25 protein-coding genes and 1 pseudogene are annotated in these 22,956 nt (G+C 61.8%); 8 read left to right on the plus strand and 18 right to left on the minus strand.

Annotation, left to right across the window (positions count from 1 at the left end; genetic code table 11):
* Positions 1 to 165: 165 nt before the first annotated feature.
* Complete coding sequence (locus tag BC363_RS08515; RefSeq protein WP_065782288.1) at positions 166 to 612, plus strand: cytochrome c; 447 nt, start codon at positions 166 to 168, stop codon at positions 610 to 612.
* A gap of 164 nt (positions 613 to 776) precedes the next feature.
* Positions 777 to 1,691, plus strand: a complete 915-nt coding sequence (locus BC363_RS08520) for a cytochrome c (RefSeq protein ID WP_065782286.1) — start codon at positions 777 to 779, stop codon at positions 1,689 to 1,691.
* A 121-nt stretch (positions 1,692 to 1,812) separates the two neighbouring features.
* On the opposite strand, the gene BC363_RS08525 is transcribed toward BC363_RS08520, so the two are convergent.
* The 8 genes from BC363_RS08525 to BC363_RS08565 form a co-directional block, all read right to left on the minus strand.
* Positions 1,813 to 2,394: a DJ-1/PfpI family protein gene (locus BC363_RS08525; RefSeq protein WP_065782284.1), complete on the minus strand. Its 582-nt coding sequence runs from the start codon at positions 2,392 to 2,394 to the stop codon at positions 1,813 to 1,815.
* A 10-nt stretch (positions 2,395 to 2,404) separates the two neighbouring features.
* A complete protein-coding gene (locus BC363_RS08530; protein ID WP_065782282.1) occupies positions 2,405 to 2,908 on the minus strand; it encodes a GNAT family N-acetyltransferase in 504 nt (167 codons plus the stop codon).
* Positions 2,909 to 3,162: 254 nt separating this feature from the next.
* Positions 3,163 to 3,576, minus strand: a complete 414-nt coding sequence (locus tag BC363_RS08535; RefSeq protein ID WP_065782280.1) for a helix-turn-helix domain-containing protein — start codon at positions 3,574 to 3,576, stop codon at positions 3,163 to 3,165.
* A 111-nt stretch (positions 3,577 to 3,687) separates the two neighbouring features.
* Positions 3,688 to 3,870: a hypothetical protein gene (locus BC363_RS08540; RefSeq protein ID WP_065782278.1), complete on the minus strand. Its 183-nt coding sequence runs from the start codon at positions 3,868 to 3,870 to the stop codon at positions 3,688 to 3,690.
* Between the two features lie 56 nt (positions 3,871 to 3,926).
* Positions 3,927 to 4,391, minus strand: coding sequence for a hypothetical protein (locus BC363_RS08545; protein WP_065782276.1), 465 nt, complete (start codon positions 4,389 to 4,391; stop codon positions 3,927 to 3,929).
* Positions 4,392 to 4,603: 212 nt separating this feature from the next.
* Positions 4,604 to 6,937, minus strand: coding sequence for a glucose/quinate/shikimate family membrane-bound PQQ-dependent dehydrogenase (locus BC363_RS08550; RefSeq protein WP_065782274.1), 2,334 nt, complete (start codon positions 6,935 to 6,937; stop codon positions 4,604 to 4,606).
* 461 nt (positions 6,938 to 7,398) lie between these two features.
* The gene (locus BC363_RS08560) at positions 7,399 to 7,698 is read right to left on the minus strand and encodes a hypothetical protein (protein WP_065782270.1); all 300 of its coding nucleotides are present in this window, start codon (positions 7,696 to 7,698) and stop codon (positions 7,399 to 7,401) included.
* Positions 7,682 to 8,242, minus strand: coding sequence for a hypothetical protein (locus tag BC363_RS08565; protein WP_083222545.1), 561 nt, complete (start codon positions 8,240 to 8,242; stop codon positions 7,682 to 7,684). Before BC363_RS08565 ends, BC363_RS08560 begins: the two co-directional genes overlap by 17 nt.
* A gap of 142 nt (positions 8,243 to 8,384) precedes the next feature.
* Here BC363_RS08565 and BC363_RS08570 point away from each other — a divergent pair, with 142 nt between their 5' ends.
* Positions 8,385 to 8,993 carry a TetR/AcrR family transcriptional regulator gene (locus BC363_RS08570; protein WP_244519822.1) on the plus strand — a complete coding sequence of 203 codons (609 nt, stop codon included), beginning with the start codon at positions 8,385 to 8,387 and terminating at the stop codon, positions 8,991 to 8,993.
* Positions 8,994 to 9,039: 46 nt separating this feature from the next.
* Here the strand turns inward: BC363_RS08570 and BC363_RS08575 are convergent, their stop codons facing one another.
* Complete coding sequence (locus tag BC363_RS08575; RefSeq protein WP_065782266.1) at positions 9,040 to 10,545, minus strand: protein adenylyltransferase SelO; 1,506 nt, start codon at positions 10,543 to 10,545, stop codon at positions 9,040 to 9,042.
* A gap of 162 nt (positions 10,546 to 10,707) precedes the next feature.
* On the minus strand, positions 10,708 to 11,664 hold the full coding sequence (locus tag BC363_RS08580; RefSeq protein ID WP_065782264.1) for a homocysteine S-methyltransferase family protein: 957 nt from the start codon (positions 11,662 to 11,664) through the stop codon (positions 10,708 to 10,710).
* A 239-nt stretch (positions 11,665 to 11,903) separates the two neighbouring features.
* On the opposite strand from BC363_RS08580, the gene BC363_RS08585 reads away from it, so the two are divergent.
* A complete protein-coding gene (locus BC363_RS08585; RefSeq protein WP_065782263.1) occupies positions 11,904 to 12,521 on the plus strand; it encodes a TetR/AcrR family transcriptional regulator in 618 nt (205 codons plus the stop codon).
* Positions 12,522 to 12,641: 120 nt separating this feature from the next.
* On the opposite strand, the pseudogene BC363_RS08590 reads toward BC363_RS08585, so the two are convergent.
* The 5 genes and pseudogenes from BC363_RS08590 to gstA form a co-directional block, all read right to left on the minus strand.
* Positions 12,642 to 13,160 (minus strand): annotated as a pseudogene (locus tag BC363_RS08590) (DUF1697 domain-containing protein); the annotation flags it as partial.
* Between the two features lie 16 nt (positions 13,161 to 13,176).
* A complete protein-coding gene (locus BC363_RS08595) occupies positions 13,177 to 15,285 on the minus strand; it encodes a S9 family peptidase (RefSeq protein ID WP_065782255.1) in 2,109 nt (702 codons plus the stop codon).
* 184 nt (positions 15,286 to 15,469) lie between these two features.
* Positions 15,470 to 15,682 (minus strand): 4-oxalocrotonate tautomerase family protein, encoded by a 213-nt coding sequence (locus BC363_RS08600; RefSeq protein ID WP_065782253.1) that lies wholly within the window; start codon positions 15,680 to 15,682, stop codon positions 15,470 to 15,472.
* Between the two features lie 10 nt (positions 15,683 to 15,692).
* Complete coding sequence (locus BC363_RS08605) at positions 15,693 to 16,088, minus strand: nuclear transport factor 2 family protein (RefSeq protein WP_065782248.1); 396 nt, start codon at positions 16,086 to 16,088, stop codon at positions 15,693 to 15,695.
* Positions 16,085 to 16,699: a glutathione transferase GstA gene (gene gstA / locus BC363_RS08610; RefSeq protein WP_065782246.1), complete on the minus strand. Its 615-nt coding sequence runs from the start codon at positions 16,697 to 16,699 to the stop codon at positions 16,085 to 16,087. Before gstA ends, BC363_RS08605 begins: the two co-directional genes overlap by 4 nt.
* A gap of 136 nt (positions 16,700 to 16,835) precedes the next feature.
* Here gstA and BC363_RS08615 point away from each other — a divergent pair, with 136 nt between their 5' ends.
* Complete coding sequence (locus tag BC363_RS08615) at positions 16,836 to 17,237, plus strand: helix-turn-helix domain-containing protein (RefSeq protein WP_065782244.1); 402 nt, start codon at positions 16,836 to 16,838, stop codon at positions 17,235 to 17,237.
* A 27-nt stretch (positions 17,238 to 17,264) separates the two neighbouring features.
* On the opposite strand, the gene BC363_RS08620 is transcribed toward BC363_RS08615, so the two are convergent.
* Positions 17,265 to 18,185 (minus strand): LysR family transcriptional regulator, encoded by a 921-nt coding sequence (locus BC363_RS08620; protein ID WP_065782424.1) that lies wholly within the window; start codon positions 18,183 to 18,185, stop codon positions 17,265 to 17,267.
* 150 nt (positions 18,186 to 18,335) lie between these two features.
* Here BC363_RS08620 and BC363_RS08625 point away from each other — a divergent pair, with 150 nt between their 5' ends.
* The 3 genes from BC363_RS08625 to BC363_RS33350 all read left to right on the plus strand — a co-directional run bounded on the left by BC363_RS08625 (position 18,336) and on the right by BC363_RS33350 (position 19,637).
* Positions 18,336 to 18,608 carry a DUF2798 domain-containing protein gene (locus tag BC363_RS08625; protein WP_065782422.1) on the plus strand — a complete coding sequence of 91 codons (273 nt, stop codon included), beginning with the start codon at positions 18,336 to 18,338 and terminating at the stop codon, positions 18,606 to 18,608.
* Between the two features lie 195 nt (positions 18,609 to 18,803).
* On the plus strand, positions 18,804 to 19,181 hold the full coding sequence (locus BC363_RS08630; RefSeq protein ID WP_065782242.1) for a hypothetical protein: 378 nt from the start codon (positions 18,804 to 18,806) through the stop codon (positions 19,179 to 19,181).
* Positions 19,182 to 19,334: 153 nt separating this feature from the next.
* A complete protein-coding gene (locus BC363_RS33350; RefSeq protein WP_202618550.1) occupies positions 19,335 to 19,637 on the plus strand; it encodes a hypothetical protein in 303 nt (100 codons plus the stop codon).
* On the opposite strand, the gene BC363_RS08635 is transcribed toward BC363_RS33350, so the two are convergent.
* Complete coding sequence (locus BC363_RS08635) at positions 19,588 to 21,744, minus strand: right-handed parallel beta-helix repeat-containing protein (protein ID WP_065782239.1); 2,157 nt, start codon at positions 21,742 to 21,744, stop codon at positions 19,588 to 19,590. The two genes, BC363_RS33350 and BC363_RS08635, sit on opposite strands and share 50 nt — an antisense overlap.
* A 281-nt stretch (positions 21,745 to 22,025) precedes the next feature.
* Positions 22,026 to 22,865 (minus strand): SDR family oxidoreductase, encoded by an 840-nt coding sequence (locus BC363_RS08640; protein WP_065782238.1) that lies wholly within the window; start codon positions 22,863 to 22,865, stop codon positions 22,026 to 22,028.
* Between the last annotated feature and the right edge of the window lie 91 nt (positions 22,866 to 22,956).

A 22,956-nucleotide genomic window follows, 5' to 3' on the forward strand; every position in this document is an offset into this window, starting at 1 on the left:
ACGTGCGGGCCGAGGTGGTCGAGAATCGCTCAGCCGCGCCAAATTGTGCTGTTGTGGCAAGGACATCAAAAAAATGTTACTTCCGTCGACTAGCTAAAATGACATCATGCCGGCGCATTCAACACGAAGGCCGCAGAGGCGGATTCGAATGACCGGGAGATCACGATGAAGATACGCGCTCTTATGCTTGCCGCCGCCCTCGCTGGGCTTGGCGTTACAGCCGTGACTGCGGCTGATGAACCGCAGGCGGTTCGTCAGGCTCTGATGAAGAAGGTTGGTCAGGCTGCTGGTGCGCTCGGTGGTATTGCCAAGGGCGAAAAGCCCTATGACGCCGAGATCGTCAAGGTGTCGCTGACAACCATCTCCGAGACGGTCAAGGTATTCCCGGACCATTTCCCCACCGGCTCCGAAACCGGTTCGGAGACGGAAGCAAGCCCGAAGATCTGGGAGAACATGGACGATTTCAAAGCCAAGGCTGCGAAGCTTGGTTCTGATACCGACGCCGTGCTCGCCCAGCTTCCGGCCGATCAGGCCGGTGTCGGCGCTGCCATGGGCATACTCGGCAAGGACTGCGGCAGCTGTCATGAGACGTATCGCCTGAAGAAGAACTGACAATAGGTCTACTTCCCAGAGAATTGCCTCAATGCGCCGGCTTTCGCCGGCGCATTGAGGCTGTTGTTGTGACGGAGGGACGTCACGCTCGTCGCGGTTTGCCGCGTTATTTTGAGTGTGAGCGAAGCTCTCGGGTTAAGGTTGCGCAGTTGAAGGGCAGCTTGATGGGCCGACGGATTAGAAAGCTTGTCTCGGGTCTGGTGTTTATGGGCCTTGTCGGCGGTGCGGCCTTTTGGTGGCTGACCAAGCCGGCGCCCTGGCCGGCCGATCATTGGGAAGGCTTGGGCGAACCGGATCTCGTCAATGGCGAGAAGATCTTCTGGGCCGGCGGCTGCGTCAGCTGTCATGCGAAGCGCGGCAGCGAGGGCGACGCCCGGCTCGTTCTTGCCGGCGGGCCGCCACTGAAAAGCCCGTTTGGTACCTTTCACGCCCCCAATATCTCGCCTGACGAAACGGCCGGCATCGGCGGATGGACACTTGCCGAGTTCGGCAATGCCATGACGCGGGGCGTCGGCCGAAACGGCGAGCATCTCTACCCGTCCTTCCCCTACGCCTCCTACATCAGGATGGCGCCAAAGGACGTCAACGACCTCTGGGGCTACATGAAGACGCTGCCGAAGGCGAGCGATGTCGCGCCGGGCCACGAGTTGCCGTTCCCCTACAATATGCGATTGGCGCTCGGTGGCTGGAAGCTGCTGTTCCTCACCGACACGCCGCGCGTTGCCATCGATGCCGCTGATCCGAAACTGACGCGCGGACAATATCTGGTCGAAGGGCCCGGCCATTGCGGCGAGTGCCATACGCCGCGAAACGCCCTTGGCGGCTTCGAGCCAGGCCAATGGCTGGCAGGCGCACCAAACCCGGAAGGCGAGGGGCGCATCCCCAACATCACATCCGGCTCGAAGAGCATCGGCGGCTGGAGCGCTTCCGACATTGCCTCCTATCTCGAAACCGGGTTCACCCCGGAATTCGATTCCGTCGGTGGCTCCATGGTCGAGGTTCAGAAGAACATGGCGAAGCTGACCGCTGCCGATCGCGAGGCGATTGCCGCCTATCTCAAGGCCATTCCCACGCTCTGACGATGCGCTTTACAGCGCCGCGCGTCTATTTGGACGCGCAAAGGTCGCTGTAACACTTTGAGTCGCTGCATAATTTTGTCCTTAAATCGATTCCGATTTAAGGAATTATGCAGTGGTTTGCTCATGCGGCCGTCGTGACGGCCGCATGCTCGCGGCCATAGAGCGCGGCATAGCCGTCGAGTTCCGGCGAGCCGAGGCCAAGGGCGCGAAAGATCTCGACCGCAAAGGTGACCGGTGCCGTGCCGGCGGCCGTGACAATGTGGTCGCGGCTAAGAGCCTGCGGCTGATCGCGATAATGGCCGTGGCCGCGATAGCCAGCGAGCGACGCAAGGCTGTCCGCACTGTTTCCGGTGTGATCGGTGGCGTCGAGAATTCCGCTCGATGCCAGTGCATCGACGCCGCCGCAGATTGCGGCGACCAGCCGTTCCTGCCGATGAAAGGAACGGATCGTGGCGGAGAGGTTGGGGGCGTCGGCGGTTCCCCAGATCGCACCGCCACAGATCACCAAGCCGTCGAAGCCCGCAGGGTCGAGCGCGTCGATCGACAGATGCGCGGAGACGTCGAGGCCGCCCATCGACGTCACCGGCGCGCCGTCCAAGGTGGCGACGTCGATATCGACGCCGAAGTGAGTGCGCGCCGCCGCCATCAACAGCGCGCATTCCCAATCCGCAAACCCTTCGTGAAGCACGATTGCAAGCCGCATCGCCTCATCCTCAGCCAAGTTTCTGCATATAGCGCATGCCCGTCACGGGGCGAGGCACGAAACGCTCGGATTCGTAGAAGTCGTGCGCCTTGAAATTGCCGGTCGCGGCGCTGACCGAGAGGTAATCGCAACCGGCCATTTTTGCCTGTTCGCGGGCCTTGGCGACGAGGTGTCGGCCGATGCCGGTGCCGCGGTTGTCGGGGCGCACGAAGAGGTGGTGCAATTCCATGCCGCGGGCGCCTTCCGCTGCCCGGTAGACCGGGACGAGGATCGCGTATCCGATCAGCCGGTTGCCCGCCTCGGCGACAAGTGCCGTGATCCAGGGGCTCCGGCCGAAGAGGTCGCGCTCGAGCTGCTCGGGGGTGATCGGGGCAGCGTCGCCGTGATGGGCGGCAAGTTCGGCGATCATTTCGCGCAGCTCGGGAAGGTCACGCTGCTTGGCGCAGCGGATCGTCACCATCGGCGGGCGCGTCGATGGCAGCGGATGGAGAGGGGGGATGGCGGTCTGTAGCATTGTCGGCTCCTCATGGTTCTTTCGCCATCAGGTGCCGTGAAAAACAAAAGCCGCCTGATGGCGGCCTTGTTGAATATGATCAGCAGGCCGCTCCTATGGGAACAGCCAAAAATACGCGCGGCAGATGGGTGCGTTCTTGATCATGTGCGTAGATTGTCCGTTTCCGCACTTTTGTCAACGGGGATTTTGCGCAGGGCTGGGGACAGGGGTGGCGACCTCTGTTCGAAGTCGGCCCGAGTCTGCCGCCGCAGCGCTCAATGGTCGCCGCCGCACATCGAATGGTCTGCAAGCGCACGGATGACGTAGCAGTCGCCGATCGTGTGGTCGCCGTTGCAGGCGACGATGCGCTCAAGTTCGCGCTCCAGCTTTTGCAGCTGGGCGATTTTTTCGCGTACGGTGATCAGATGTTCCTTGGCGATGCGGTCCGCTTCGCCGCAGGGGCGCTCCGGATGCCGGCTCAGTGCCAGCAGATCGCGGATCGATTCGATCGAAAGTCCCAGATCGCGCGCATGGCGGATGAAGGCGAGACGTTCGAGTTCGGGCTTCTCGTAGCGCCGCTGGTTGCCTTCCGAGCGTTCAGGAGCGGCAATCAGCCCCATCTGCTCGTAATAGCGGATCGTCGGAATTTTTACGCCCGTGCGGCGGGAGAGATCGCCGATGGAATACATGCCCATGCTCCAAACCTATAGCTTCTGGAGCATTAGATAATCGCTTTCCGGAAACCGTCAATGTGAGGCTGCGAGGAAGGGCCCGATCGGGCCTTCCCTTGGCTCCACCGGTTACCGTGCGAGGAAGGAAAGCAGCGTCTCGTCGAAGAGATCGCTTTCCTCCAGTTGCGGTGTGTGGCCGCTTTTCTCGAACATGCGAACGGTCAGATCCGGAAAACCCTTGCGATAGGCGTCCCAAGTTTCGGCCGGCGCAACGAGGTAATCGGATTGTCCGAGTGCCAGCAGCACCGGCATGGCGAGCCGGTCGAGCCCGATTTCAGGGGAAATCGAGGATTGCAGGCGATGCTGCTTTAGGCTGCGGCGCTTCCGTCGGCGATATCGGATGCGGTATCATTGCGCTGCTGGTCGATGCCCGTCGCGCGTTCGACCGCCTTGCGGATTTCTTCCTCGATCGCCTCGCGCTGCTTCGGATCCATCGCCTTGAGTTCGTCTTCGGTGATGCCGTGCGCTTCCAGAATTTGTGCGCGGATCTGGTCCGCCAGGCTCATCTTGGCGCGTTTCAGGAACTCGTCGCTGACCGAGTCTCCGGAGGCCGTCTCTTGCCCGGTTCCGATCGACGGCTTGGCTTCCTCTTCTCTGGTCGCACTGATCCAGAAGGCGCTCGACAGCGAGGCCGACGTGGATGCCGGCGCGATGGTCGGCGAAAGCCGCGGACGCGCGTCACCGCCGCCATTCTCTTCGAGCGGGGCGACGGTTCCCGACTGGGCGCGGCGCTGCGAGAAGTAGTAGTTCGAGACGCTGTTGTCGATCTTCATGGGAATCCCCCGGAATCTTCTGTCCGGGGGAGGCTGCTTCCGGTGGCTTGTGTGGGGCTTGCCGATGCAACCCACTACAGCGGCCTTTGCGCGTCTATTTAGACGCGCAAAGGCCGCTGTAACACTTTGAGTTGCTGCATAATTTTGCCCTTAAATCGATTCCGATTTAAGGAATTATGCCGTAGCGAGAATTAGGGATGCGCTCTCGCGTATTAGGGCAGGGTATAGGCGATGACGTAGTCTCCGGGCTTGGTGCCGACCGAGCCATGGCCGCCCGCGACAATCAGCACATATTGCTTCTCGCCCACCGTGTAGCTCATCGGCGTCGACTGGCCGCCGGCCGGAAGGCGCGCCTCCCATAGCTGTTCGCCCGTCGTTACGTCGTAGGCGCGCAGATAGTCGTCGACCGCCGCCCCGAGGAAGGCGACGCCGCCCTTGGTGATCATCGGTCCGCCGATGCCGGGAACGCCAACCTTGAAGGGTAGCGGCAAAGGGGTCATGTCCTCGACGGTGCCGTTTTTGTGCTTGTAGGCGATCTTGCCGGTTCTGAGATCGGCCCCGGCGACATAACCCCATGGCGGCGCCTGGCAGGGGACCTTCAGCGGGCCGAGGAACGGGCCCATGAAGACGCCGTAGGGGGCGCCGTCGTTGCGGTTGAGGCCTTGCTCGGATCCCTTTTCTCCCTGGCCCTTCGGCGGGATCTGGTCGCGCGGAACGAGGCGCGAGGTGAAGGCGAGGTAGGTCGGCATGCCGAACATCACCTGCCGTTCCGGGTCGACCGCGACCGAGCCCCAGTTGAACGTGCCGAAATTGCCGGGGTAGACGAGCGTTCCTTCAAGCGACGGCGGTGTATAGCGGCCTTCGTATTTCAGCGAACGAAGCTCGATACGGCAGGCGAGCTGATCGAACATGGTCACGCCCCACATGTTCCGCTCCTGAAGGGGCGCTGGCATGAACGTCAGGCCGGAGACCGGCTGGGTCGGTGCGGTAAAGTCCTCCGGGATCGCGCCCTTCGGGGCCGCGACTTCCTCGATCGGGATGATCGGCTCGCCGCTCCTGCGATCGAGCACGTAGATATCGCCCTGTTTCGTCGGACCGACGAGCGCCGGCACGACGGTGCCGTCTTCCTTCGTGATGTCGAGCAGCGCCGGCTGTGCCGGCACGTCCATGTCCCAGAGATCATGATGCACGGTCTGGCGTACCCAGCGCACCGCACCGGAATTGATGTCGAGCGCGACGATCGAGGAGGAGTACTTCTCCACATGTTCGCTGCGCCCCATGCCGAGTTGGTCCGGCACCTGGTTGCCCATGGGGATATAGACGAGGCCAAGTCCCTCGTCATAGCTGAACACCGACCAGCTGTTGGGCGAGTTGGTGATGTAGGTCTGACCCTCGGCAATCGGCGTCGTCACGTCGGGATTGCCGCTGTCCCAGTTCCAGAGCAGGGCACCGGTGTTGATGTCGAAGGCGCGGATGACGCCGGATTGTTCCTGGGTGGAATAGTTGTCGTTGACCGCGCCGCCGATGATCACCTTTCCGGCAACGGCAACCGGCGGCGAGGTCGAATAGTAATAGCCGGCCGGATTGTACTTCATGCCTTTTTCGAGCTGCAGCACGCCGTTGTCGGCAAAGCTGGTGCAGACCGAACCTGTTGCCGCGTCGAGTGCGATCAGCCGCGCGTCCGATGTCGGCAGGTAGACCCGTTCGGCGCAGACGCTGCCGGCGGCTGCCGCCGGATCGGCCCAATAGGTGACGCCCCGGCAGGTCTGGTGCTGCCGGTCCGGGTTCATGCCGGAGTTGCTGTCATATTTCCATTTCTCCTCGCCGGTCGCAGCGTCGAGCGCGATCGCCCAGTTGTGCGGCGTGCAGGCAAAGAGCGTGTCCTTCACCTTGATCGGCGTTACCTGATAAGTGGTCTCGCCCACGTCGTCGGGGCGTTTGATGTCGCCTGTCTGATATTGCCAGGCGACCTTGAGGCTGGCGACATTTTCCGGGGTGATCTGATCGAGCGGCGCATAGCGCTGGCCAAAGGGGGTGCGCCCGTATTGATGCCATTCGCCGGGAGGCATATTGCCGCCGAGCGGTGGATTGGTGGCGACCACGTCGCTCGGCAGGTCACCGCGGATGTCGTGGGGGTCCTGGGTCATCGCGTATCCGGCAATGCCGATTGAAACGAGTACGGCCAGCGCCAGCGGCCAGGCGCCGGCGGCATAGCGTTCGCCCGTCGGGCTCTCAAACCCGAGCGGACGCCGGACCGCCGGCAACATCAGCCACAGGCCGAGCAACACGATGATGCCGCCACGGGGCCCGAGTTGCCACCAGTCGAAGCCGACCTCCCAGACTGCCCAGGCGAGCGAGCCGAGGATCACCAGGGCATAAAGCCAGATGGCCGCCGCCTTGCGCATGAAGAGGAGGATCGCCGTCAGCAGGAAGCCGATACCGGCAATGAGATAATAGGGACTGCCGCCAAGCACTAGGAGCTTGGCTCCGCCGCCGCCGAGCACAAGACCGATGAGCGCGAAGACGATGGCCGTCAGAATGAGCATGGTGGGAACTCCCGAATTGATGAACGGCGCCGCGGCACGGCTTTTTCATTGGGGCGGCCAGGACGAAAAGCCGCGCGGGAAAAAATCGGTTTCGGGGTCGGCGGTCGCGAGGAATGCCGCGGCCGTCAGATCGGGCTTGGGCAAGTCGTACGACCGCCTGCCCCTTAGCACCTAACGCGCCGGTTCTGCCTTTCAATAGCCATGATTCCGCAGCGCAAGAAATTAAGGTGGCCGCAATGAAGTTGCACGCCGAGACATCGCACGACGCTTTGCTGCTCTTGTTGCATGACGGCCGCGCAGCAGCCCGCCGCTGTCGCGGGCTCCCGACGTGGTCCGAAAGAACCGGCGTGCGGTTGACTAAAGCATGTCGCGCAAAAGTGTGCCGCGGTTTTGCGATAACGACATGCGTAAAAACAAGTGCTTAAAGCGCTGCAAACGAATCCTAGAGATCGCGACGCGCTTTAAGCGAGCCGAAGGCGCAAGGGTTTGGTGTTTTCGCGGCGCAGCACGCCCTTGGCCTCGAGATCGAGCTGGACGGCCTTCAGCCACCACCCGGCCTTTGCACCGTCTGGAAAGAGGTCGTCCGGCAGCAATGGCAGCAGCTTCTGTTTTGCTTCCGCGACCGTGAGGGCGGTCGGCTCACGGGATAGGGCGGTGAGTAGCGCGTCCTTCATTGCATCATACTTGATCTTGTCGACACGCGTGACGTGCCCGGGAGAAACGATGTTTTCGATCTCGATCTTTTCACGTTCCGTGGCCATCAAGCTCACCTTTCACATAGTCGATTTTCGGGGTCCGGAAAGCCATTGCCGCCCAGGCGCCGATGAGCTTCAGCATGAACTTTCCGGAATGTCCGGAGTAGCTCGGCAGGTCGTCCTTGACGCTGACACCCGCCCGTCGGTCCCGCGTCATCACCCGCATCTCCAGAGGTGGCCGGGCTTCCTGGTCGAGACGCTGCCGGTAGAGCGTCAGCCAATGGCCACCGGTGAACTCGAGAAACATCGGCGCATTGCAGCAGATCGCGACAACGCGGCGGGTTTTCGACGTGGGCGTCAGCCGATGTTCGCGAAGCTGATCGGCACCACGCACACAGTCTATCCGATCTTTGCGGAAGAGAACGAAATCCGTGGACCCGTCGCTGTTGAGCACCGGCGCAGCGCCGGGCAACGCCTCGAACAGTCCGCCTGCTTTCCGGCAACTCGCGCAATAGCAGGCGGCCGCCACGATCGGCCTGCCGGTGGCTCGCAGCTGCACCTGCCCGCAGGTGCAGCGCGCGTTCAACGTCCTGCTTTCGCTCCCGGTCACTGCCATCTCCGCCATTCACGTTTAATCAGACTGTACCGTCCAGTTTGATTTGTCAATGCGGTCGTGCTAGTCCGGAACTTGTGCTATCGCGTGCTCATGTGAGAGGTCGTGGCTGAGAATGACGAACGCCGCCGAGACGCGAATGACGAGAAAGCGCCAGTCCATCCTGGCTGCCGCCACCGAACTGTTCCTGCAGCGCGGTTTCCTCGCGACGAGCATGGACGAGGTGGCGGCGATGGCCGGCGTGTCGAAGCAGACCGTCTATGCCCATTTCGGAACCAAGGAGGCGCTGTTCCTCGATATCGTCACCGGCATGACAGGCGTGGCCGGCGACGAACTGGAGGAGCAGGTCGCCGATCCCGTCGACGGACGCCCGATCGATGATTTTCTGCTGGATTTCGCCGAGCAGCAGCTCGCGATTGTCATGACGCCGCGGCTGATGCAACTGCGGCGCCTGGTGATCGGCGAGGCTGAACGTTTTCCGGAACTGGGCAAGAGACTGCATGCGAAGGGGCCGCGTCGTTCGATCGACAGGCTCAGGAAAGCCCTTGCCCACTACCGCGAGAGCGGCGATGTCGAGGCGGAGGATCTGCGCGCAGCCGCATCCTTCTTCAACTGGTTGGTGATGGGCGAGCCCGTCAACGACGCCATGTTGCTCGGCGATCAGGCAATTCCCAATGCCGACGCTCTTCGCGCGCACGCCCGGGAAAGCGTGCGGATATTCCTCTCGGCCTATGGCCGAAAACGATAGGCAACGCCTATCGACCTGCAGGCGCGAAGCGCTTGTCGGTTTGCCCTCACGTACCGCAAAAGGTTTGTTGCACTTCTTCGTCCGGCTGCGGCGGATCGGCATAGGCGGCAAAACGCGGCTGGTCCTCGTAGGGCTTTGACGTCACATCGACGAGCGCTTCGAACAACGAGAAGTCTGCCTCTTCCGTCGCCGCTACAATCGCCTGTTCGATACGGTGGTTGCGCGGGATATAGGCCGGGTTCACCGCCCTCATCGCCACGGCGCGTTCGCCTGCCGTTCCCGGTTCCTGCTCCAGACGCTTTCGCCAGTCCGCGAGCCAGGACGTGACGCCGGCCGGATCGCCGAACAGGGAAATCAAGGCGGCATCCGCGGCCGGATCGGCAGCACACTCGCAAAGCCTGCGGAAGGTGAGGGTGAAATCGGCATCACCCCGATGCATCGCCGTCAGCAGCGCCTGCACGAGATCAAGGTCGCCTTCCTCCTCGCCGACGAGCCCGATTTTGCGGCGCATGCCATCAAGCCAGTGCCGCTGGAAGATCGCGCCATACTCGCCGAGCACTTCGTTGGCGAGATCGACCGCCGTTCCTGCCACCGGATCAAAGAGCGGCACCAGCGTCTCGGCAAGGCGGGTGAGGTTCCACTGGCCGATTGCCGGCTGGCTGGCATAGGCGTAGCGCCCGAACTGATCGATCGAGGAAAACACTTTCCTCGGATCATAGGCGTCCACGAAGGCGCAAGGGCCGAAGTCGATCGTCTCACCGGAGATGGCCATGTTGTCGGTGTTCATGACGCCGTGGATGAAGCCGACATGCAGCCAACGGGCGATCAACACCGCCTGTCGCGCCACCACTGCCTTGAAGAAGGCGAGATAGGGGCGCTCGTCATTCCTGACCTCCGGATAGTGGCGACCGATCGCGTAGTCGGCCAGCGCCTGGACCGAAGCCATATCGCCGCGCGCCGCAAAGAACTGGAAGGTGCCGACGCGGATATGGCTTGCCGCCACCCGAGTAAAGATGGCACCGGGCAGGATCTGATCGCGATAGACCGGCTGGCCGGTTACGACAGCCGCAAGCGCCCGCGTCGTCGGGATGCCGAGCGCAAACATCGCTTCGCTGACGATGTATTCGCGCAGCACCGGCCCGAGGGCCGCCCGTCCGTCGCCGCGGCGCGAGAAGGGCGTCTGTCCTGGTCCCTTCAGTTGAATGTCGCGCCGCTGCCCATTCCGGTCGATGACTTCGCCCAGAAGGATCGCACGGCCGTCACCGAGCTGCGGCACGAAGGTGCCGAACTGGTGGCCGGCATAGGCCATGGCGAGCGGCGCGGCCCCGGCAGGCACGCTGTTGCCGGAAAAGATCTGGGCACCGTCGCGTTCGAGACTGTCGAGGTCGAGGCCGAGTTGTTCGGCAAGCGGCCGGTTGAGCTTGATCAGCCAGGGCTCGGCGACCGGTGTCGGGTCGACACGGGCGAAGAACTGCTGCGGCAACCGCGCAAAACTGTTGTCGAAGCGAAAGGCGTCGGTTTCGGCGGTCGGCGAAGGAGGCACGTAGTTCATGGTTCTGTGGTCAGCGGCTCCCGCCGGGACATTCCGGCCACCGCCCTTTCGAGCCAAGTCTACATGAGCTGTGCTCGTTTCGCGAGGGTTAGCCGGCGAGGCGGCGCCTTCCCGCGAGAGGTCTTTCGCGGGAGGGCCGGGAGGGCGAGTGCCGGCTTCGTCTCAGGCGCTGAGCGCCGTCGGCGACAGGCAGGCCTCGCAAATTGCCGCGATATGGCGATGGTCGGTGCCGCAGCAGCCACCGAGGACGCGCAGTCGCGGCAAACGATGCGTCAGCATCCGATACCGCTGCCCGAGGTCCGCCGGATCGCCGGCATCGAGTGTCTCGCTTTCGTCGAGTTCGCTGTGGCTTTTGATCGAGGCATTGGCGCGGATGCCGCCGATCCTGTGGACCCAGGCGCTGCCGGTATCGAGGCTGGCCTCGAAATGGTCCGGATGGGCGCAGTTGATCATGTAGTATTGCGGAAACCGGCCGGTTGCCGCATCGACGATCTCGATCGCGTCCTTGAGCGTGCGGCCGTTCGGCAATCGCCCATCGGTCTCCACCGTAAACGAGATGGCGCAGGGCATGCCGTGGCTTTGCGCCGAGCGGGCGATGCCGATCGCCTCATCGATATTAGTGATCGTATAGGCGCAGATCATATCGGCGTCGCTGACGGCAAAGGCAGCGACCTGCGCGGCATGATAGTCCTCGGCTTCGTCGGGGCTCATGCGGCTCGCCCTATAGCCGTCGCCACGCGGCCCGATCGCGCCGCTAAGCACGATCGGTGCCTGCGGCCGCTCGTATTCGGCGCGCAGTTCCGTCAGCAGATAGACGGCGTCCTGGTTCAGTTCGGCCAGGGCCCGGGCATCATAGCCAAGCTTGACGCCCCAGTCGGCGCTTGCACGCCACGTCGCCGAGTCGAGAACGAAGCCGGTGCCGTGGTGCTGCGCGATATCGAGGTAGCGCGTGTAGTAGTTCAAAAGCCGCCGCCGCCCTTCGGACGTCGACAAGAGGACGAAGGAGGCAAAGTGCGGAAGCTCGACGCCTTCGTGAAAAATCAGCGTCGTTTCCAGGCCGCCGTCGCTGAGAAAGGTTCCACCCTTCATGAGCGGCAGGCTGCGTCGGTATTTGGCCATGTCGGTCTCCAGCCGTTTTGGTCTCGTTGGATCCCGGCGGAGCGCTCCCATTCCCGCAAGGATGGCTGAATTTCTGCCTTTTTATCATCTTCTAAACTAGACGACTTGCGGTATACTATTGCTAATACACATAAATATCTCAGTAAAATCATAAGGTTGCTGGTTGCGTTTTGCCGCGGCATCGCTCGCTGGTCGTCAGGTCATAGGCGGAAACTGTACCAACGGTAGGGAAACGGCTAATGCGAAAGGGTGAGGAAACGCGCGCCAAAATCCTAGACGCGGCCGAAATCTCGGTGCTGGCGAAAGGATTCGGCGGAACCTCGATCGATGAACTGATCGCCGAGACCGGCATCACCAAAAGCGGTTTCTTCTACCATTTTCGCGACAAGAACGAGCTGGCAAAGGCGCTGCTCGAACGCTACGTCGAGAACGACGAGCGGATCTATGACGAGATCTTCAGCCGGGCGCGCGAGCTTGCGGATGATCCGCTCCAGGCGTTTCTGCTCGGCCTCAAACTCCTGTCGGAACTGCTCTCCGATCTTCCCAACGGCCATCCCGGCTGCCTGGTCGCGGTGGTCTGTAGCCACGAGCGTGCCTTTGATCGCGATATCCAGGAGATCAACCGACAGGCGGCGCTGATGTGGCGACGGCGTTTCGGCGCGATGTTTCGCGACATCATGCGGGTCTACCGGCCACGCGAGCCGCTGGACGTCGACCAACTTGCCGACATGGTCTCGACGGTGATCGAGGGTGGCATCATCCTGTCAAAGGCGCTGAAGGAGCCGAAGAACCTGCCTGAACAGTTGCTGGTCTTCCGAACCTTTGTCCGGCTGCTGTTCCAGCCCTCAGCCGCGTGAGCGTCAGTCTTACTGCATAATTCCCTAAATCGGTTTCGATTGAAGGAGAAAATTATGCACCACTTCTAAAGTGCTACAGCGTCCTTTGCGCGTCATGTTCGACGCGCAAAGGACGCTGTAACCTTCTTCCATCGCCTGCGCCAGTTCGGCGAGCTTGCGCACGGTGTTGAGGTTGCGCGCGGTCCCCGGTTTCAGCGCCGGCAGCTTCAGCTTCGATCGCCCGGAGCCATCAGGATAGTGCACATAGATCTCGTGCCCGGCGACCTGCACTTCTTCGCCGTCGGGCGCGACGAGCCTGTCGAGCGCATCCGCCGGCGCCGCATCCGGCAAGAAGACCACATGCAGCAGATTGCTCTTGGCATCGGGGAAGGGGGCATTCTCGGCAATTGCCTGCAATTGCCTGGCGTCCCGGATCATAACCCCGGGCGCCTTGCCGAGTTTCTCGCCAAGGGCCGCGTCGAGTTTTGCCGCCGCTTCCGGCGCCGGCAGGTCGGAGCGGAACAGCACGTTGCCGCTCTGGATATAGGTCTTCACGTCGCTAAAGCCGAGCCCCTCGCAGATCGCCCTGAGGTCGGCCATCGCCAGCATGCCGGCCCCGCCGACATTGATGGCGCGAAGCAGAGCAACGTGAATGGGCATGGTGCTTCTCCCGATCTTACATCTTGCCGGCGACCTTGATGGCGAAGGCATATTCGAAGGCGATCTCCTCCAGGCGCTGGAAGCGGCCGGAAGCGCCGCCGTGGCCGGCGTCCATATTGGTCTTCATCAGGATCGGCTCGTTGCCGGTGGTCTTTTCGCGCAGGCGGGCGACCCATTTCGCCGGTTCCCAATAGGTGACGCGCGGGTCGGTCAGGCCACCGAGCGCCAGGATCGCGGGGTAGGATTTTGCCTCGATATTGTCGTAGGGCGAGTAGCCGGCGATGATGTCGTAGAACTCGCGGCTGTCGATCGGGTTGCCCCATTCCGGCCATTCCGGCGGCGTCAGCGGCAGCGTGTCGTCGAGCATGGTGTTGAGCACGTCGACGAAGGGGACCGCGGCGATGATGCCGGTGAATTTTTCCGGCGCCATGTTGGCGATTGCGCCCATCAGCATGCCGCCGGCCGATCCGCCTTCGGCGACGATGTTTGCGTAGGACGTGAACTTTTCCTGATTCAGATAGTCAGCGGCGGCGATGAAGTCCTTGAAGGTGTTGGTCTTCTTGGCCATCTTGCCGTCTTCGTACCAGGAGAAACCCCGGTCCTTGCCGCCGCGGATATGGGCGATGGCATAGACGAAGCCGCGGTCGGCGAGCGACAGGCAGTTGGTGTTGAAGCCGGCAGGAATGGTGATGCCATAGGCGCCGTAGCCATAGAGCAGGCACGGTGCCGAGCCGTCGAGTGGCGTATCCTTGCGGTAAAGCAGGGTCACCGGCACCTTGGTGCCGTCCCAGGACGGCGCGAAGACGCGGCGGGTGACATAGTCGTCGGGATTGTGCCCGGACGGCACTTCCTGCGTCTTCAGCAGCGTGCGCTCGCGCGTCGCCATGTCGTAGTCGAAAAGCTGCGACGGCGTCGTCATCGAGGAATAGGAGAAGCGAATGACGTCGGTGTCATACTCGGCAGCGCCGGAGAGCCCAAGTGCATAGGCCTCTTCGGCAAAGGCGATCGCATGTTCCTCGCCGGTCTTGCGGTCGCGGATGACGATTTCCGGCAGGCCGTCGCGGCGCTGCAGCCAGACGAGATGGCGGGCATAGGCCATGTGGCTGAGGATCAGCGTGCCCGGCTTATGCGGCACGACCTCACGCCAATTCTCCTTGCCCGGTGCTTCCACCGGCGCTTCCATGATCTTGAAATCCTTGGCGCCGTCGGCATTGGTGAGGATGTAGAAGACATCGCCGCCTTCGGTCATCTCATATTCGAGGCCGATGACGCGCCCGGCGACGAGCTTCGGTTCGGCCGTCAGCTCCTTGGTCGAGAGCAGTCGGTACTCGCTGGTCTCGTGGTCGTGGATGTCGATGTAGATGAAGTCGTCGATGAGCGAGCCGCCGACCGACATGAAGAAGCCCGGGTCCTTCTCCTCGTAGACCAGCCGGTCGTCGGCCTGGGGCGTGCCAAGCACGTGGTGAAAGATCTTCGACGGACGGTGATTGTCGTCGAGTACGGTGTAGAAGAAGCTCTTGCCATCCGGCGCCCAGGCGCCGCCGCCGCCGGTGTTCTCGATCACGTCGGTCAGATCTTCGCCGGTCGAGAGATCGCGAACCTTCAGTGTGAAATATTCCGATCCCTTGTCGTCATAGCCCCACAGGCCGCGGCTGTGATCGCTCGAGTGGTCGAGGCCCGCAAGGCGGAAATAGGACTTGCCTTCGCCTTCCTTGTCGCCGTCGAGCAGGACGTGCCGGATCGTCTCGTCCTTGCTGTCGGCGTCGCGTGGGATCCGGAAATAACGGGGCTGCTCGCCTCCGGTGACGTAGAGGCTGCCATAGGCAAAGGGTCCGTCCTTGACCGGCACCGAGCTGTCGTCTTCCTTGATGCGACCGCGCATCTCGGCAAACAGCGTCTTCTGCAGCGCCTTGGTGTCGTCCATCGCCGCATTCATGTAGGCGTTCTCGGCCTCGAGATGCTTGCGGATTTCGGGGTCGAGGATCGAAGGATCCTTGAACATCGCCTGCCAGTTGTCGGCCCGCAGCCAGGCGTAGTTGTCGGTGCGGGTGATGCCGTGGCGCGTGTCGGTCACCGGCTTTTTTGCGGCAACGGGAGCTTCGGGCAGGTTCTTGAAAACGGACAAGGCATGTCTCCGGAATTTATGCGGCGGGAGACAATGAGATAGAGAGCCCGGCTGCGACGATCAAGCGGAAAGGTCTTCGCCATCAGGTGGTTCCTTCTCCCCAACGGCGGGGAGAAGGCAGAGCAGGGCGACCGGGCAAAATGTTCGATCGTTCGCTCGACCAACGAAGGTCGTCGGGCTGTGACTACCCCTTCGCCTTCAGCTGCTTGCGGTATTCCTCGACCGGCAGGCCGCCGACGCCCCAGTCTTCGAAGGCCACCTCGTCGATAACGACGAAGGTGGTGGCCGGGTTCTTGTCGAGAACGGTGACGAGCAGGTCGGTGACGCCCTTGATGAGGGCGGCCTTCTGTTCGCGGGTTGCGCCTTCGCGGGTGATCTTGATGTTCACATAGGGCATTGCTGGCTCCTTAGCCTGGTTGTCGGATATCGTAGTGAAAGACCTTGGCGATGATCTGCCAGCGTGCGTCGACGAAGATCAGCGACAGGAAATCGGTAAACGCCTTCTCGCCGATGGCGCATTGTACCTTGGCGAGGGCTGTCACCGGCCCGGCAAATTCGATCGAGACGATCCTGTCGGTGCGCTGTTCGCCACGGCTTGCCGGCGAGGGGCGCTTGTCGACGATCGGAAAATACCTGTTCATGTCGAGTTCGAGCAGCTCTCCCTCGGTCGCCGTGGCGTAATGGGCTTTCGGATGAAAGACTTCGCGCAGGATCGTCGTGTCGCTGTGGTAGAGCCCGTCGAAGTAGCGGCCGAGCACATCGGTGACGGCGGCAAAGCGCGGATCGTTGTGGGTGCCGCTCATGCCGCGATCAGCCCTTCTGCCTTCATGGCTGCCTGCACGGACGGGCGCAGCCCGACCCGCTGCATATAGGCCGTCAGATGGGGCCAGGGAGCAAGCGAAATTCCCGTGACGCTGGTCCAGTTGACGACGGTGAAGAGATAGGCGTCGGCAACGGAGAAGGTGTCTCCGAGCACATGGGTGCGTCCGTCGGATAGCAGCGTCTCGACGTTGCCGAGGCGTTTGCCAACCTGTGCTGCGGCGGCATCCTTGGCGTCCACGCTTGCGGTCTTGCTGAACAGCGGTGAGAACGCCTTGTGCAGCTCGGAGGAGATGAAGTTCAACTGCTCCTGCAGGCGGGTGCGCTCCAGCGTGCCGTTCGCGGGCGCTAGTCCGGCATTCGGAAAGCGGTCGGCAATATATTGGACGACGGCAGCACCTTCGGTGACGACATCGCCGGTTTCCAGCACCAGCGCCGGCACATAACCCTTGGGGTTGATCGCCTTGAAATCGGCGCCGCTTGCGGTGAGGTGCGTTGCGGTGTCAACCTTGACGATCTCGAACTCGACGCCGGCTTCGCGCAGGCTGATATGGGGCGAGAGCGAGCAGGCGCCGGGGGCATAATAAAGCTTCATGGCCAAATTCCTCTTGTAATGGAAGTCTCCTGTCGAAGACGGCGGAACCTAAACTGAAGCGATAACTTTTGTATATGAGATAACTTTATGTTACCGACGTTTCCGGTTTCCCTGGGGTAACTGGAGAATTTTGCCCATGAGCTTGAAAATTCGAAAGAATAAGGCTGCCGCATTGCCGCCGACCTGCCCGGTCGGGGAGTGCATGGTGATGCTCGGTGGCGCCTGGGCACCCAACATCATCTGGTATCTGAGCGGCGGTCCGCGCCGCTTCAGCGAGCTCAAGATCGACATCCCCGGCATTTCGGCGAAGGTGTTGAGCACGCGCCTGAAGGAGATGGAGGAGAAGGGCGCGATCGAACGCCGGATCGTGCCGACGTCACCGCCATCGGTCGAATACAGGTTGAGCGACCTCGGCCAGGAGTTCGTCCCGGCAATCCATGCGATCGTCGAGGTTGGTCACAAGCTCAAGCTTCGCCGCGAAGCGAAGCTCGCAGAGGAAGCTGCCGTAGGGAATGCGGCGCAGCCATCGCTCGCCTGACGGCGGGCCGAGGGCCGATTGTGACGGCTACCATCGGCCCTTGAGCGACTGCACCGCATGCTCGATGAAGGCGCGGACCTTCGGCGTTTCCGCCTGTCGGTCGACGAAGCAGGCATAGAAGTCGAAGGGCTCGTGGTCGGTGTTGGCGATGCCTTCGCATGGTGCGCCGCCGAACAGCGGCACAAGCAAGCCACGCTCGATCAAATCAGTCGCGATAAATGCACCGAGCCGCGTAATGCCGGCGCCAGCGATCGCCATCTCGGCAAGCGTGTCGATATCGTTGCTGACGATCGTCGCCTTCAGTTCCGGCTCGAAGCGCAGGCCGTCGCGCACGAAAGCCCAGCGAAAGATCCGTCCGTGCCCGGCGTAGCGGTAGACGAGGCAATGATGTTGGATCAGGTCTTCCGGCTGCTCGGGCCGGCCGCGCCGTTCGATATAGGATGGCGCGGCGCAGATGATCATAGGCACCGAGGCAAGCTTGCGGGCAATCAGCCCCGGCTCCAGCTGCAGGCCGAAGCGCACGCTGATATCGATGCCTTCGCCGATGTGATCGATCTCCCGATCGGTTACGACGAGTTCGATCGAGACCTCCGGATGTCGCTCGGCAAAGGATGGCACCAGCGGCGCCACGACATGGCGGCCGAAGGCGACGGAGGATGCGATCTTCAGTGATCCCCGTGGCTCCGGGCTCAGCGATGCGACCGCAACGGCCGCGAGTTCGAGATCGTGGACCACGCTGCGCACGCGGTCGAAATAGACCCGGCCGCTTTCCGTCAGGCCCAATTGCCGCGTCGTTCGGCTAAGCAATCGTGTCCCGAGGGCCCGCTCCAGCCGGGCGATATTCTGGCTCGCAGAGGCCGGCGTGATGCCGAGTTTGCGCGCCGCCGCCGCGATACTGCCTTCCTCGACGCTCCTGACGAAACTCTCGATGCCGCGCAATGTATCCATAATGATATCCATCGAACTATCACATTGATTCGATAGTTTTGCCTAACTCTGAGCAAGGCTGCAATGGCCTACCGGCGCGCGACGTCATCCGTATAGTGCCGGTCATGCCGCTGGGACGGTCCCTGCGGGCAAGTTATGGAGATCTTCATCATGGAGGATACGATACCCCCGCCACGGATCGCGCGCAGCCGCAAGCTGCCGCCGCGTGCGGTGCCGATTGCCTTTGCCTTCTTCATGTCGGCAATCATGGCGTTCCTGATGTGCTGTGTCATTGTCGGCGTCAACACCGGCGTCGACGCCGGCTACCCCGCCCGTGTGCTCAGGACCTATGCGCTGGCGATGCCGGTCGCTTTTCTTTGCGTGCTGTCGATCCGCCCCTTCGTGCTGAAGCTCGTCGGCGCCGTCTGCCGCATGCCCGGCTGAGCCAGCCGGTCCGTCCCGGGTTGCCGGGGCGGCCGTTGTATCGGAATTCAGGTCTCTTCGCTGGTTTGCGAGGGATTGGGGTTGGAAGGGCATGAGAGGCATCCTTTCCTGCTTGCCCCAGGTGAAGTACCCGTTCAGCCACAATTCAGCCTTGTGCTAATATGCTGAGATCGTGGTTCCTGGGAGGGGTTCGTGATGATCGGTTTTCGAAGCGTACTGATTTCGCTGGCGATGGTAGCTGTCGGGCTTTCCTCGAAGGTGGAAGGCGCATCCGCCAGCACCTTCGTCGCCTGGGAGGTTGCCGGTGTAGCCTGGAACGATGTGCTCAATGCGCGTGCCTGTCCATCGTCTTCGTCGGCCATTCGAGCCGGCTATCCCAACGGCACCAGGCTGCAGATGACCGGCCGTTGCATGAACGGCGTCGACCTCCAGCGGATAGCCCGCTGGTCGGCGCAACGGCAGAGCAATGCCGTGCGCGCCACATGGTGCCAGATCTGGCACGATCCGCAGCAGAACGGCCGGTGGCAGGAAGGCTGGGTCTACGGCAAGTTCATTCGGCCTGCACGCTTCTGAGCGCTCTCCTACACGTGTCTGGCGGACGGTGCGATGCGCGAACCCCGTCGCATGACAAAAGCGATCGGCGTGGCAATTGAACGACACCTCGTCGGAGCATACTTCTGTATAAGATAGGCGTTTCGCTTTATTCCGAGTATGGACGAATGCGTGATGAACAATACCTACGGCAAGATTGCCTCTCTTGTTTATAATTTAGACAAATATATTTGGAAGTCCTTTGGCGATGTCGAATATTATCGCGAGCGCTTGAGCGGATGTCTCGGACCGATACTGGAACCGGCCGTTGGCAACGGTCGAGCGCTGATCCCGCTGCTTGAAGCCGGCCTTGACGTCAACGGCTTCGACGCCTCGCAGGACAGAAAAAAGAGCCACGCCCCGGCGAAAGGGGGGCGTGGCAGCGCTGTTAGCGGCAGCGCGCGGCGAAATTCGACTGGTCGAGCTGCTTGCCGTTGAGGGTCAGCACCGAACCTGGCGATTGTGTCAGTGAACCAGCAGTCCAACCGGCGTCGGCGATGCAATCCTTCGGCGTGTTGGTTGTCGTAATATCGCCTTTCACATTGATCGACGGCCCCATGAAATAGAGCCCGGCCTTGGCTGCCTCGTCGATCTTCACGCCGTTGAACTTGATATCGCTGACGGGCCCGCCCAGGAACTCGTAATCGCTACCGTAGATGAACGCGCCGTAGCTGCCGGCATTCGTGATGTTCACGCCATTGAAGGTAATATCGGAGACGGGATTGAGGAAGATGCCCGCATTCCGCGTGCCATCGATATTCAGGCCATTGACGACAATGTCCGTGGTCTTGGTTGGCAAGGTGGACGCCGAGACCATCATCAGGCCGTTGATGCCGCCCTTCAGCGTCATGTTGTTGATCTCGACATCTGATGTGCCCTGGAACACGACAAGATCCATGTCGCGGTCTTGTCTCGAGTTGTCGATCGTGAAGTTTTCGATCAGCACATTGTTCGCGGCAACCATCAGCAGTCCCTCGCGCCTCGAATTGCTGACTGTGACGTTGTCGAGATAGATTCTGCTCGCCTCGTTGGCGATGACCGGTGGCCAATCGCTTTCGTCGATCTCGCTGCCCGTGAAGATGCCGTAGGTTACCTTGTCAATATCCGTGTTGCGGATCGTCAGGCTGCTGGTTCCAAGCGCGCTGATGGCGGCGTAAGGCGCCTCGTTGGGCTTGTACACCGTGAACTCGCATTGCGTGTTGTTCTCGCAAATGGAGAGGTCGTGGATGCGGGTGTCTTCAATCTCAGCGCCAACCACGCGCGTCAGGCGGATGCCGTCGTGGCTGGTCCTTGCGATATCGACATTGTCGATCCACAGGCCCTCGGTTTCGGTGCTGCCGATCCCCGCGCGGCCGCCGCGAATGGCAAGGGAAGAGACAGTGCTGAGGGATGCCATGGTGACAACGTCCTGAGCGGGGTCGAAACCGGTCAACGTCGTCGCGGTGCCGCTGTTGACGAAGTTGGCAGTCGCGCCACTGTTTGCGCCACGCACTGCAAGCATGCCGCCACCGCCAAGCAGCGTCTGTCTGAAGCCAAGGCTCAGCGACTGCTCAAGGCCGAGATTGCCGTCCACAAGAATGAGCGCGCCCGCACCCGCATCAGCAAGCATTTGGTTGATGGTCGCGGCGTTGCCGTTTGCGGCCGATACGTTGATCACTTTGCCAGGCGTGAAGCCGTCGTAAACGAACTGCGCCGCCTCGACATCGCCGGTCGCGCCGGCGTGCGTGCGGATCTTGGCTGAGCGCTCGACACGTTGAACCATCGGGTCGAAGGCATCGCTTGCCTTAGCCGTCGCGCCGAACGGAATACGCAGGCGCGCCATGACGGCGCCTTTGAGCTTGTCCTCATTGTCGTAGGTGCCGGTAACGCCGAGCGAGACGGTCGAACCCGCGGAAAGCCCTGGCAGATCCGCGAAGGTCAGTTCCGCCCGCAGCTTGGCGCCGAACATGTCGCCGAGGTTCTTGCCGCCATACCAGTAGCTGCCGCCGAAGACTTTCAGCTGGACGTCGGATCCTTCGTCGAAGACCGGAAGACGTCCGCCGATTTCAGCGTCGAGGCCGCGTCGACCGCGCTCCTTGCCTTCCTGGAAAACGAGCACATGGTCGCGAACATAGGCGGCATTGAACGCGCTCAGCGTCTTGGCGCCGGAGAGCGGCAGATAGAGATTGCTGCGCATTTCGAGATCGCCGCTGAGCGCTTCGAGGCCGAAGGACACCTGGCCGAACGGGTTGGCGTACTCGCTCTTCAGGTAGTCGTAATAGCCATAGGCGCCGATGACCCATTGGTCGTTGGCGCGGAAGCGGTAGCCGGCGCCGATCGAGCCCTGTCGGACCTTATCGTTTTCTATCGTTCCGCGTGTATCGATGAAAATGGCATTGCCGGAGTCGAGCACGAAAGGCAGGAAAAAGCCGCCACTGGCAGCCGAGCCGCCGCTGAAGAAACCGCCTTCGATTTCGGCTTGCGGCCTGAAGTCCACCGCCAGGGCCGGGGACGAAAGAGTGGTGCCGCTTGCGAGCGCAAGCGCTAAAATAGTCTTATATTTCATGTTATTAACTCCGCATTCACCGGGCGTTGGGCGCCCTTGGCGATGCGGTTAAATTATACGACTGTTTTACTCAAGTTTATTGATCGATTATCCCATATCTTTCCAGCGGCGTGATGCCGCAGGGTGCATCAGTGCTACTGAGTTCACAATCCTGGCGGTAATCGGAGAACGCATCTGCGCTGACACAGCCATTCATCTGGCAGGGGTTCGGCCGCGAATTCGAAAAGCCCCGCCCGTCGGTCGAACAGGCGAGGGTTTGAGTTCAGGCCTGATACGTGCGGTCAGGAGGCAAGCGTTGCGGCATTGTCCCGGGCGTAGGTTTCGAGGCTGCGGGGTTCGTGGCCGGTCAGCGTCTTGACGTCGCCGGTCGGTGCCGCCGTCCAGCCCTCACGCACCGGATGGAAGATTGAGGCAAGGAAGCGCGCATAGTTTTCGGGCACGCCGGCACCGGTCAGGATTCCAACAAAGGTCTCGTCATCGATTGGCGTGTAGGTGATCGGCTTGCCGATGACGCGCGACAGGATCGCCGCCGCTTCGCCGTAGCTGAGCGCCTCGGGGCCAGTCAGGTTGAAGGCACGGTTGTTGAATGCATTGCTGGTCAGTGCGGCAGCCGCGCTTTCGGCGATGTCACGCGTGTCGATAAAGCTCGTCTTGCCGTCTGCCGCCGGGACCGCGATCGCGCCATGGCGAATGCCTTCGATCCAGTAGTTCTGAAAATTGTCGGAGAACCAGTTCGGCCTGAGGATGACGAACGGTACGCCGGTCTTTTCGACCAGCAGTTCGACCTGGCGATAGGGAATGCTGTCGTCGGCATCGACGCCGATGACGGTCATCAGCACGATCTTGACGCCGCGCGCCGCCGCGGCCGTGATGATCGGCGTCAGCAGCCCGACCGGATCGAGGTGTCCGCCCGGGGTCAGCACGAACATCCGATCGACGCCGTCGAGCGCGTAGCCATAGGTCGAGCTGTCGCGATAGTCGAAGGCGACGGCCTCGGCGCCTGCGATCGGCGTTGCCTTGCGCGTCGCGGCCTTGACGCGTTCTCCCTTCGCGACCAATGCGCCGATGACCTTGCGACCGACGGTACCGTTTGCTGCGAGTACCAGAATCTTGCCTGCCATATCCGTCTCCTTGGTATCGATATGAAACCATGTTAATAACGGAAACTAGATATAAGTGCCGGGAAATGCTGTAAAGGAGGCACTTTCCGGT

This window comes from Ensifer sp. LC384 (genome assembly GCF_001695865.1).
GTDB lineage: Bacteria > Pseudomonadota > Alphaproteobacteria > Rhizobiales > Rhizobiaceae > Ensifer.